The organism is Pseudomonas sp. SZ40 (genome assembly GCF_052958135.1).
Window position 1 is genome coordinate 1 of sequence record NZ_JBQWIF010000070.1, and the last position, 11,523, is coordinate 11,523.

General features: G+C 59.9%; 11 protein-coding genes and 1 pseudogene. 6 read left to right on the forward strand and 6 right to left on the reverse strand.

Going from position 1 to position 11,523, the window contains the following annotated elements; genetic code table 11:
- Positions 1-785 precede the first annotated feature (785 nt).
- Entirely contained in the window at positions 786-1,127 is a 342-nt protein-coding gene (locus ACT9T4_RS26270) for an FKBP-type peptidyl-prolyl cis-trans isomerase (RefSeq protein ID WP_499119783.1), read from the forward strand.
- A 26-nt stretch (positions 1,128-1,153) separates the two neighbouring features.
- Here the strand turns inward: ACT9T4_RS26270 and ACT9T4_RS26275 are convergent, their stop codons facing one another.
- From ACT9T4_RS26275 to ACT9T4_RS26285, 3 genes are all read right to left on the reverse strand, one after another.
- Complete coding sequence (locus ACT9T4_RS26275; RefSeq protein WP_499119786.1) at positions 1,154-2,947, reverse strand: glycosyl hydrolase family 28 protein; 1,794 nt, start codon at positions 2,945-2,947, stop codon at positions 1,154-1,156.
- 225 nt (positions 2,948-3,172) lie between these two features.
- A complete protein-coding gene (locus ACT9T4_RS26280) occupies positions 3,173-4,660 on the reverse strand; it encodes a DNA recombination protein RmuC (protein ID WP_042552126.1) in 1,488 nt (495 codons plus the stop codon).
- A gap of 57 nt (positions 4,661-4,717) precedes the next feature.
- On the reverse strand, positions 4,718-5,116 hold the full coding sequence (locus tag ACT9T4_RS26285) for a tetratricopeptide repeat protein (RefSeq protein WP_179537653.1): 399 nt from the start codon (positions 5,114-5,116) through the stop codon (positions 4,718-4,720).
- 528 nt (positions 5,117-5,644) lie between these two features.
- On the opposite strand from ACT9T4_RS26285, the gene ACT9T4_RS26290 reads away from it, so the two are divergent.
- The 5 genes and pseudogenes from ACT9T4_RS26290 to ACT9T4_RS26310 form a co-directional block, all read left to right on the forward strand.
- A complete protein-coding gene (locus tag ACT9T4_RS26290; protein ID WP_499119789.1) occupies positions 5,645-8,245 on the forward strand; it encodes an intermembrane phospholipid transport YdbH family protein in 2,601 nt (866 codons plus the stop codon).
- 14 nt (positions 8,246-8,259) lie between these two features.
- On the forward strand, positions 8,260-8,451 hold the full coding sequence (locus ACT9T4_RS26295) for a YnbE family lipoprotein (RefSeq protein WP_042553186.1): 192 nt from the start codon (positions 8,260-8,262) through the stop codon (positions 8,449-8,451).
- A gap of 10 nt (positions 8,452-8,461) precedes the next feature.
- Positions 8,462-8,806: a YdbL family probable chaperone protein gene (locus tag ACT9T4_RS26300; RefSeq protein ID WP_042553185.1), complete on the forward strand. Its 345-nt coding sequence runs from the start codon at positions 8,462-8,464 to the stop codon at positions 8,804-8,806.
- Between the two features lie 149 nt (positions 8,807-8,955).
- A complete protein-coding gene (locus ACT9T4_RS26305) occupies positions 8,956-9,189 on the forward strand; it encodes a zinc ribbon domain-containing protein (RefSeq protein ID WP_499119792.1) in 234 nt (77 codons plus the stop codon).
- A 264-nt stretch (positions 9,190-9,453) separates the two neighbouring features.
- Positions 9,454-9,692 (forward strand): annotated as a pseudogene (locus tag ACT9T4_RS26310) (transposase); the annotation flags it as partial.
- 60 nt (positions 9,693-9,752) lie between these two features.
- Here ACT9T4_RS26310 and ACT9T4_RS26315 read toward each other — a convergent pair.
- The 3 genes from ACT9T4_RS26315 to ACT9T4_RS26325 form a co-directional block, all read right to left on the reverse strand.
- Positions 9,753-10,337, reverse strand: a complete 585-nt coding sequence (locus ACT9T4_RS26315; protein WP_179537650.1) for a hypothetical protein — start codon at positions 10,335-10,337, stop codon at positions 9,753-9,755.
- 137 nt (positions 10,338-10,474) lie between these two features.
- Complete coding sequence (locus ACT9T4_RS26320) at positions 10,475-10,927, reverse strand: contact-dependent growth inhibition system immunity protein (protein ID WP_179537649.1); 453 nt, start codon at positions 10,925-10,927, stop codon at positions 10,475-10,477.
- Positions 10,924-11,523, reverse strand: a 600-nt coding sequence (locus ACT9T4_RS26325) for a polymorphic toxin type 28 domain-containing protein (RefSeq protein WP_499119795.1), incomplete at its 5' end; no start/stop codon positions are given. The genes ACT9T4_RS26320 and ACT9T4_RS26325, both read right to left, overlap by 4 nt.

An 11,523-nucleotide genomic window follows, 5' to 3' on the forward strand; every position in this document is an offset into this window, starting at 1 on the left:
CCATGCGCGCGAATCGCGGGCACGGCCCGCTCCCACAAATTGCTGGCGCCCGCGCAGGTGAAGCATCGCCCACCCACTATCGTGGGAGCGCGCCATGCGCGCGAATCGCGGGCACGGCCCGCTCCCACAGGTTGCTGGCGCCCACGCAGAGCACGAGAACCGTAGGGTGGACAACGCTGTTTTTGTCCACCATTGCGATCACAAAACGGTGGCGACGGACCGGACCACGCAAGTGAAGTATCGCCGCCCACTATCGTGGGAGCGCGCCATGCGCGCGAATCGCGGGCACGGCCCGCTCCCACAGGTTGCTGGCGCCCACACAGAGCACGAGAGCCGTAGGGTGGACAACGCTGTTCTTGTCCACCATTGCGACCGTAAAGCGGTGCTGACGGACCGCCCGCGCAGGTGAAGCGTCGCCATCCCAAGACGGTGGGAGCGCGCCATGCGCGCGAATCGCGGGCACGGCCCGCTCCCACAGGTTGCTGGCGCCCACGCAGAGCACGAGAACCGTAGGGTGGACAACGCTGTTCTTGTCCACCATTGCGACCGTAAAACGGTAGGAACGGATCGGGCCACGCAGGTGAAGCATCGCCCACTCACAATCGTGGGAGCGCGCCATGCGCGCGAATCGCCGGCGCGGCCGGCTCCCCGTTGAGACCGGGCGGTGATCCGTTTCAGCCCACCAATGGGCCACGTCAGCAAGCCATCTGCTGCCGTGTGCGGTTGTTGCAAAGCACCGCGTTTCCTGCGAAAACGCGGCCCTCGGGAATATTGGAATGACGGCAATGAGCGAAGATTTACGTATCGAGGACCTCCACCCAGGCGATGGCAAGGCAGTGGTCAAGGGCGCGCTGATCACCACCCACTACCGCGGCTGGCTGGAAGACGGCACCGAGTTCGACTCGTCTTACTCCCGCGGCAAGCCCTTCCAGTGCGTAATCGGCACCGGACGAGTGATCAAGGGCTGGGATCAGGGGCTGATGGGCATGCAGGTCGGCGGCAAACGTCGCCTGTTGGTGCCCGCGCACCTGGCCTACGGCGAGCGCTCGATGGGCACGCATATCACGCCCAATTCGAACCTGCGCTTCGAAATCGAGCTGCTGGAAGTGCTGACGCGGGACGACTGAGCCACCCCGCGTCCGCGACCGGCTATCTACTGCTTTGGCTGCGGCTCGACGCGGTCGAAGCTGAGCCCTTCGCTGCCCTTGATGTTCCAGGGGTCGCCCTCGCTACCAACGAAGCTGACGTCGGTGAAGCGCGAATTGCGCAGGCCATCGATCTGCGCCCCGGCCTTGCCCTTGAAGCGCACCTGCTCGAAGGCGACGTTCTCGTGGAAAGCGTCGTGGGCGCTGTCACCCTTGACCTGAATTGCCGCACCGGCAGCATCTTCCACCGTCACGTTGGCCACGCGAATGTCGCGAAACTGGCCGGGAACGGTCGAACGCTTGTAGTCGAGGATGGCGTTGGGATCGTGATAGTCGAGGGTCATGATCACCCCCTGCTTGACGGTATTGCGGATCGCCGAATCGCGAAAGGTGACATTGCGCGCACCGCCGCCCATGAAGTTGGTGCTCTTCATGCGCAGGCCGGTATCGGTGCCATCGGACACGTTGTCTTCGGCGAGGATGTTCTGGATCCAGCCGCCGGTGTGACTACCGGCGACCACCATGCCGTGCCCGCGACGGAAGTAGTTGTTGAAGATCCAGGCATCTTCCTGAGGCGGCTGCCTGGTCGCGTCGGCGCCGGTGCCCGAGGCGAAGTTGACGCAGTCGTCGCCGGTGTCGAAGAAGTTGTTGAAGACCATGGCGCCCTTGCTGTTGGCGAACTCGATGCCATCGCCATTGTTGGCGTCGTAGGTCTTGTGCACGGTGCCGGCCATCACCACGTTCTCGGTCTCCAGGTTCATGATCCCGTGGTAGGCCGGATTGAGCACGGTGAAGCCGCCATAGAACACGTTGGTGACGTTGCGCAGGGTCATCAGTGACGAGCGCATCTGCCCGTAAGCGTCCTTGACGATGATGCCCCGCGCCACCGCCTTCTCGACCTGGTCCTTGGCCAGAATGCCGTCTTCCATGTAGCGGGTGTTGTCACTGGCGCGGTAGAACGGCAGCGCATTGCCGAGCTCATCACGGCTGTCGTCGTTGCGCTTCCAGCCGTTGCCGTCGATGGTGCCCTTGCCGACGATGCGGATGTTCTCGAACGACTGATGCTGACGCGGATCGCGCGGCAGTGCGTTGATCAGCGACGCCGGCCGCACCATGGTCGAATAGGGATACTGGATATAGCCCTCCAGCGGGTAATCCTCGCTGCGCTCCGAACCCAGCAGCGTCGCGCCCTCGGCGATCTCCAGGGTAATGTTGCTTTTCAGGTACAGCGCGCCGGTCTTGAACACGCCAGCCGGGATCAGCACCTTGCAGTTCAGGGAACAGGCATCGATGGTCTTCTGGATGGCGACGGTATTGAGCGTCTTGCCGTCGCCCTTGGCACCCTGGTCCTCGACGTTGAAGACCTCAGGCTGCGCCGTGGTGCGTTGCAGCAGCACCGGACTGTCACCGGACTCGCGGCCTTCGGCATCCACCGAGCGCACGGTGAAGCGATACTCGGTCTCGGGCTTCAGGCCAGCCACGGTGTAATTGTGGATGGAAATACGGTGATGGAAGTTTTCCGTATCGGCCTGGTAGAACCGATCGATATACGGTTTGGCTGGCGAATGCTGGTCATTGTTGGCGTTGGCGCCACCCAGGCGCTTGCCGTCCATATACACGTGATAGTCGACGATACCGGCGGCGTTCTCCGGCTTCTCCCAGACCAGGATGATCTGCCTGTCGTCATAGGCCAGGGTCGGCACCTGAACCTTGCGTGGCGCCTCCAGAGCCAGGGCCGAGGCGCTGAATAGCAGTGCCAGCGGTACGACAACATACTTTTTTTGGCGTAGCGAACCTTGCATCACAGATGCAAACGAGCTCTCGATGAGCGGCATATTCTTGTCCTTGTTATGGCCAATACATTGAATCAGCTGAACTTAATCAAAGCATCGGGCAGGCTTTATATTCAGCCAGACGAAATCATCACACTCCAAAGAAGTATGACAACCGACAAGATAGCCAAAATTTCGGTCACGTCCAGCCAGGACGTGAAATCACCCCCAGCCATACTCGAGGCGGCGTGAGGCTCAGTCGTCCCCTGAGTCATCCAGAGGCAGGCCGGCGGCTCGTTCGAGCAGCTCGGGAGGTAGGCTCTTGCTGGCTCGGGCACCGAGTAGCTTGAGGTTCTCGGCGCGGCTTATCAGGTTGCCGCGACCGTCGACCAGCTTGTTGCGCGCCCCGGAGTACGCCTTGTCGAGCTGCTGCAGGCGCATGCCAACCTCATCCAGATCCTGGATGAAAGCCACGAACTTGTCGTACAGCGCTCCGGCCCGCTCGGCGATTTCCCGGGCGTTCTGGCTTTGCCGCTCCTGACGCCAGAGGCTGTCGATGACCCGCAGGGTCGCCAGCAGCGTGGTCGGGCTGACGATCACGATGTGCTGATCGAAAGCCTCCTGAAACAGGCCCGGGTCTGCCTGAAGGGCTGCTGCGAACGCCGCCTCGATGGGCACGAAGAGCAATACGAAATCCAGGCTGTGCAGCCCGTCGAGGTGCTGGTAATCCTTGAGCGACAGCCCCTTCAGATGGCTGCGCAGGGACAGCACGTGCTGCTTCAGGGCCAGTTGCCGGGTCGCTTCGTCGGTAGCCGACACGCACTGTTGATAGGCCGTGAGGCTGACCTTGGCATCGACCACCACCTGCTTCTCGCCCGGCAGCTGGATCAGCACGTCCGGCTGGAAGCGCTCGCCATCGGCACTCTTCAAGCTGACCTGGGTGTGATACTCGCGGCCCTTTTGCAGGCCGGCATGCTCCAGCACTCTCTCGAGCACCAGCTCACCCCAGTTGCCCTGGGTTTTCTGGCCCTTGAGGGCCTGGGTGAGGTTCATCGCCTCTTCGCTCAGGCGCTGATTGAGCCCCTGCAGGCGCTCCAGCTCCTTGCCCAGGGAAAAGCGCTCGCGCGCCTCCTGCTGATAACTCTCCTCGACCCGCTTCTCGAAGGACTGGATACGTTCCTTGAGCGGATCGAGCAGCTGGCCGAGGCGCTGCTGGCTGGTTTCCGAGAAACGCTGCTCGCGCTCGTCGAAGATCTTGCCGGCCAGCTCGGCGAACTGGGCACGCAAGGCATCACGGGCCCCCTGCAGGTCCTCGAGACGCTGCTGATGATTTTCCTGCTGCTCGTGCAGCTCGGCAGCCAGGCCGGCCCGTTCGCTATCCAGACGACGCAGCTCGACCTCCTGCTGATCACGCAGCGCCTGCCCGCCCTTGATCTGCTCACGGGCCAGTTGCAGGTCGTTCTGCAACAAGTGGGTTTCCCGGCGCAGAGCGGCCAGCTCGGCCTGCTGGTCCGCCTTGATCTCGAGAATCTCGGCCAGCTCCTCACGGCAACCGTCGAGTTGCGCACTCAAGCCTGCCTGGGCCAGTTGCGCGGCATTCATGCGCTCTTGCGCCAGGCCAGCCTGCAAACGCATCTCCTCGGCCTCCCGCGACAGGGCGACGGCGCGTAGCAACAGGGGAACGGCACAGACCAGGGCGCCGACCAGAAAGGCCGGCAGCAGCGAAACGAGATCAGAGGGCATACAGACATCCAGGCGAGACTGCCGGGCAGTATACCTGCGCGGGCGGCTCCACTGCGGCTACAAGCGCCGGAGCAGGTCCCGCGCCTCGCCCTGCCCCTGCAGCGCCGCCAGCTCCAACCAGTGGCGGGCCTGATGCGGCTCCAGAGTGCGAGGCTGGCAATAGAGGCGGCCCAGCTCGAGCTGGGCGGCGCCGTCGCCAGCACGCGCCGCCTGGCGCAGCAGTTCCACGCCGATACGACGGTCGCGGGTATTGTCGCAGTCGCGGCAGAGCATTTGGCCAAGGCGGCTCTGAGCCTGCACCACGCCCTGGCGGGCAGGCTGCTTGAGCAGGCGACCGGCAATCCGTTTCACGCTGGGGGCATGCCCCAGCCGCGGGCTGTCCAACAGCCAGGCGGCAACGCGAACAGGTACCTGGGCACGGACGGGAAGCGTATCGAGGGGTAAAGCGCGGGGCATAAAAGACGTAAAACGGGCTGCGGAACAGGCGCGCCACTCTACTCTTTTTAATTCACAGGTAAACCCCGCCCTACTCTCCTCTGGGCTGCTTGTGACAATCCACAGAAGCTGTGGATAACTTTGTGCGTAAGGTGGGAGAAATGCCCCCCAACGCCGATGGTATGGGGCCCCGAGTCAAACTGGTCATTTTTTCGCCACATCAAAAAAGTTCATATTTTTCATGTACTTAAAAAGTCTCCTACGACAATTGGAGGTTTTGTGCAAGCGCCAATATGCTGCTTGACAAGCTGCATCGCGATTGTGCACAAGTCCGTCGACAGGCCTGCGAAAACGCCCTTTTAGAGGGCGCAAGCCAGGCTTCACAGGCCCTGCGGCCAGACAGACGGAGCGCCTGACTGCCGCACCAATAAAGCCCATGTCATGCTCCCGACATAAAACCGTGGGCGGTATAACCGGCCAAACCGGGTTTGGCAGGCCATGGCGCTTCGGGTTACCGTCACGACATTCTTCCGTCGATGGATAACGCCCATGCTCAGCCGCCGCACCAGGCTGCGACTGTCCATTGTTTTCACGCTGCTCGTGCTGTTCGTTGCCGCCGTTTATCTGGGCGGCAGCTACCTGCTGCAGCGCAATGGTGTCGAGAAACTCGATTGGCATGGCCTATCACTCTCCAGCTCAGGCCTGAACGTAAAGGACCTGCAACTGACACAACGCAGCAGCGCAGGCACTCTCGAGCTGCACAGTGAGGGGCTGCAACTGGCCTGGCGCGATTTCGGCTTCAGCCTGCCGTTCTGGCAGCACCTCGACATCGGCAGCCTGACGCTCACCTGGCTAGCCGCAATTGAAGAGCTCGAGCCAGACACGCCGCCAACTGACCTCGACCTGCAACGACTGGCTGCCCCACTGGCCCTGTTACCACGCAGCCTGAGGATTGAGCGACTAGCCGCCACCCTGCCCTGCGCCCGCGGACAATGCACCGCCACAGGCAACCTGAAGCTGCTGCGTGGCGAGGATGACCACTTGGCCGTTCAGCTCGATCTCCACCATCAGACGCAGGTAATCAACGGCTCGCTCACCCTGCGACCGCGCAACGACGCAATCGACCTGCAGCTGACCCTGGCCGTCGATCAACAACCGCAAGTGACCGTGAAGAGCAGCCTCGAACAGGCAGGTGACGGCCTGAACTGGAACGGCCAGCTCGATGCGACGCAACTCACCCAGGCAGCCGCCTTGCAAAGTTGGCTGAGCGCCTGGAGCGTGCCGGAGGGCACCCAGTGGCCCGGCGCGCCGGGAGAGGTCAGCCTGCAAGGCTCGTGGCAACTGACGCTGCCGTCGCGGGTAATGGATGTGGACAACCTGCTGGCTGCCAGCGGCGAGGTCGACGTGCAGGGCAATCTACCCCAACCCTGGCCTTTTCCCGGGCTTGGCCAGCTACGGGGGCAGCTGGCCCTGACGGCGCACAATCAGGGGCAAAACTGGATCGCAACGCGCGTGGAAGCGGACCTGCAGCTCACCGAGCCGAATGCCGACTGGCTGAGTGCGCTACCACCGGAGCTGCGCAGCGAATCCCTGCGCGTACAGGTGCAGCCTGACACGCCACTCGACGGCCTGCGCAACGATCTGACCGGGCGCAGCCTGCCCCTTAAACTGACGCTGGCTTTGCGTGGCGCGACCCGCCTGGACCTGCAGGGCCGCCTGGCACTGGCGAGCTCCGCACCCTGGGCCGTGCAGTTCGCCGAAACGCGCCTGACCACACGCACCGCCAGGGTGAACCAGGCTGGCTGGCAGGCCGGCGAGCTGAGCAGCGACCTCAAGCTGGCGGGCCATGCAGATGCTACTGCGGTGGGCCTGAGCATTGGCCAAGGCTCCCGGCTTCAGGCTGCAACCCTCAAAGGTGCCGACCTGAACGCACAGAAGCTGCAGATCGACCTCGGCGGTAGCGCCCTCGACCTCAAACTGCAGGACGGCGCCCTGCAGACCTGGCAGTTCGAGGGCCCGCTGAACCTCAGCACCGCACGCCTGGAACAGGCCAACCTCAAGCCACAGGGCTGGCGCTTGCAGAGCCAGCTAGCGGCGGCGGATATGGTCGGCAACCTGCGCGGCAAGCTGAGCAACGACAGCGAACTGCAACTGGACCTGGATGCAAGCCTCGACGCCAAACAGAACCTGCAGCTCAAGGCGACCCTCGGCGAACTGTTCCTGCGCTCCGGCAACCCGCTGGCCAAAACCCTGGTGCAGTGGCCCGAGTTGCTCGACCTCAACAGCGGTCGCCTGAATGCCGTCGCGAACCTGGCCCTGAGCGCTGGCAGCAACGCCCCGAGCGTTGACCTGAGCATCACCGGCAAAGGCCTGGGCGGCATCTACGACCGCTCCGAACTCAGCGGCCTGGACACCAGCCTGCACGTCAAGCTGGCGCGCCAGCGCTTCGACCTGTACCTCCAGCAGCTGAAAATCCAGCAGGCCAATCCCGGCCTGCCGATCGGCCCGATCGAGGCCCGTATTCGCTACGGCGCGCCACTGGCCAGTGCAGCCAAGGGCACGCTGGAGGTGAACCTGGCGCAAGCCGCGCTGATGGGCGGGCAGGTCACCCTGACACCAGGGCGATGGGATCTCGCGGCCAGTAATCAATTGTTTCCCATCCAGATCCGCGGCCTGGAACTCCAGCAGCTTTTCACTCTCTACCCGGCAGAGGGCCTGGCCGGTAGCGGCACGCTGGATGGTGACCTGCCTGTGCGCCTGGGCCAGAACGGCATCGAGGTGGAAAAAGGCCATATCGCCGCCCGCCAACCCGGTGGACGCCTGCAGTTCAGCTCGGAGAAGATCAAGGCCCTGGGCCGCAGCAACCCGGCGATGCAGTTGGTGACGCAGTCCCTGGAGGACTTCAACTTCACCACCCTGAACAGCTCGGTCGACTATGATCAGCACGGCAAACTGCGCCTGGCCATGCGCCTGGAAGGCCAGAACCCGGCCATCGAGAATGGCCGGCCGATTCACTTCAACATCAACCTGGAGGAGGACATCCCCAACCTGCTCGCCAGCCTGCAGCTGACCGATCGGGTCAACGAGATCATCACGCGGCGCGTGCAGCAGCGAATGCTGCAACGCAATACCGCACCCAAGGAGCCTTGACGAGGAGAAGCGCCATGCGCTTGCGTAGTTGCATCACCGCCCTGCTGCTGGGGCTACTGAGCGTAGCCTGTACCCCGACGGTACAACTGGCGATGCCCAACGAGCCGATCAACATCAACCTGAATGTGAAGATCGAGCACGAGATCTATATCAAGGTGGATAAGGCACTGGACAGCATGTTCAGTGAATCCAGCGGACTGTTCTGAGGAAACCCAAATGAGCCTGATCAAACCCTTCGCCGGCCTGTTGCTGCTGCTCAGCCTGAGCCTGCCCGCTCACGCCATCAGCCTCAACGAGGCGATGTCCGCCCTAGGCGATGCCAAGGCCAGCGGCCAGCTCGGCGAGCTGCCCAGTGGTTACCTCGGCGTGGTCAAATCCGGCGGCCAGGCCGACGAGATCGCCAAGCTGATCAACGCCGCCCGCCGCGCCGAGTACCAGAAGCTCGCCCAGCAGAACGGCATCCAGCTCAGCGACGTGGAAACCATCGCCGGCCAGAAGGCCATCGACAAGACCCCGGCTGGGCAGTACATCCAGCAGCAGGGCCAGTGGCGCCGCAAGTAACCGCCAGGCGCGCCCGCAGCATGCTGCGGGCGCGTTGCGAAACCTCCACGAAAACGCTACAGCCCCCGCCATCTCTGCCCTGCAGCGGAACTCGTCTGCGCCTGCCCAGTCTCACGTTCGCTATCGCCATTGATCAGAGAACGACCGACATGAGCCTTATCGACTGCCCCGAGTGCCAAAACCGTATCTCCGACAAGGCTCACGCCTGCCCGCAATGCGGCAACCCGATGAGCCAGCCGGCTGGCAATCGCTGGCTCTCGGAAAAGAACGTCGGTCAGGTCGCCGGGGCCACCACGGCGTGGCTCACCGCCCCCTGGATCGCCCGTATGGTTTTCGGCGTGGTGGCGATGATCTGCATCACCGTGATCATAGTGGCACGCTGAGCCGGCGTCAGCAGCCACGCAGAGTCCGCGTGACACCCTTGGCAGCGCGTTCGATGGCCGCCTCATCACAGGGTGCGAAGCCGATCACCGGCCCTGGCGGCTGAGGCTTCACGCAATAACGCTACAAGGGCATCACCTCGATGCCCTCCTCGGCCAACAGCACCTGAGCATTCTGTTCGCTACCTGCATGCAGGCGGCACACTGAATCGCCCCTAGTTTCGTAGACACCTCCAAGCCTCATAATGAGGCCCATTAAGAGGTGCCATGAGCAACCAGCGTTACCCCGAAGAATTCAAAATCGAAGCAGTCAAGCAATGACCGAGCGTGGCCTTCCTGTAGCCGAGGTGGCAGCGCGGTTAGGTATGTCGGTGCACAGCCTGTATGCCTGGATCAAACGCTACAACAAGCCCCGGGAAAAGCGGCAGCAATAGGACGATCAGCAGATCGAACTGCGTCGTCTGCGTGCTGAACTCAAGCGAGTGACCGAAGAGCGAGACATCCTAAGTTACCCTTCTGCTGCGCCGTGTGTAGTAATCAATGACTCTGACCCCATCAATAGCACTTTATACAAATCGAAGTTTCCAATAGTCATTACCAGCAATCATCCAGTATCGCTGGCGAGTAGGAATCAAAAAGCTAAAATCAAAGCATTGAGCAACCCAGCCCGAATAAACAAGACTTTCATGAGCACGAACATCATCCATGTGCATAAAAATTTTTCTATCAAAGTTTATATAGAACTTAGGAAGTCGAGAGCTAACGACATTAGCCTGTTTAAATAGGCAAGAGGTCAGCCCCTCTCCAGTTAAGAAATAGTGCTCAATTTCTTCAAAAAGCTCATTACCCAACACCATAAAGGCTTTTAAATCAGCTAAAGAAAGGACTTTTTCGCATGAGTCGTTCAAATACTGCGGAAAATTTTCAGCGGTCATCCTCAGAATACCACCTCTAAAAAGCCTGCAAGACTGCTCATATTGCTCTTGAGTTATCTCACCATCTTCAAGATAGGCGCGATAGTCTTTTTCCGCATCAAGAGAAAAATTGTATCTCTCATCTACAACCCAATAACATTCCCCAGAATGCACAAAAAAACAAATACTTTTCTCCCCATTCCAAAGATCATCAAGAACCGATTGACTAATAGTCATTTTTTGAATTCCTTAAGAAATTCATCCTGTGTATAAACACGAGCGTTAGTCGAGTTCTTTTCGAGTAACGACCCCCACATTTTTGGTAGTTCGAGAGGAAGAAAAAGGGGACAGATTTATTCAGCCGTTGCCATAGACTAAAAATAAATCTGTCCCCTTTTCCGTTTACCATTAAGCGCTGCCAGCAGTTTCCTCTCTAGCGCCTGAGCATATTCGACATATTCGACAGCGCGAGGCTCCGCAGCAATAAGCTCTTTATCTCGCTGCAGAATATTCAACATTTTTTGCGTCAGCTGTAAATTCTTCGCCCAGACTGCCTCCGATAATTTTGAGGTTCCTTTTAGCAACTCGGCGTCATCCAGAAATCCTACCAGCACTTCCTTATCCAACTCGCGAACCACGACAGGCAATAATTCCGACGTATACATATCTTGCCTGACCGATCTGCAAAGGTCGCCGATCTCAAGCTCGTTTATCGGAGTGTCCAGAATCGACCTGTGCCATGACTCCAGCGCAGACTCATCAGAATCAGGCTCAACTTCCCACTTAAACCCATTACTCTCATCTATTTGACGAAATGTCTTTTTCATATACCCGCACCATTTAGAGAGTCAGAAATACGTTTTAAAGTATCCAAAGCTGCCTGTCGGGCCGCTTGCGCCTCTGGATTACTTACATTTTTAAGCGTTTCTGCATGGTTGGTAAGCCCTCTTATCCGCTCCTGCATTTCGTTCAAATGATCATAGTAACCACTGCCATTCTTCCGAGGAACTGGATCTCCAGCCATGTCTTTCAATGTACCTTCGATATCATGATCTTTGAAGTTTTTTATTATATTATCAATTCTAGCAACCGCTTTCTGCTCTCCCTGACTCAACTTAGTCGCAGAGCTTCCAGCCTCTTTTGCACCGTTTCCACTATACATATTCCCCGGGTTCAGCTGGTGCTCCGGAGTCTTATAGCTAGTGTCACCTCGCTGTGTATCCAGCTGACTTCCGCCTGTATGCGGCACGGTAACCACCGAACCGCCAGCATTATACCCCCCACTCGATGCATTCTCTAAACCAGATGAATCAGCACCAGGATTAACTAGCACACCATATTTAGGATCAAGTTGATGTATAGGAAATGCTACTGCAGTCCCAGCGACAAGCCACCATATTTGGGTCGAAACTACAACTTTATC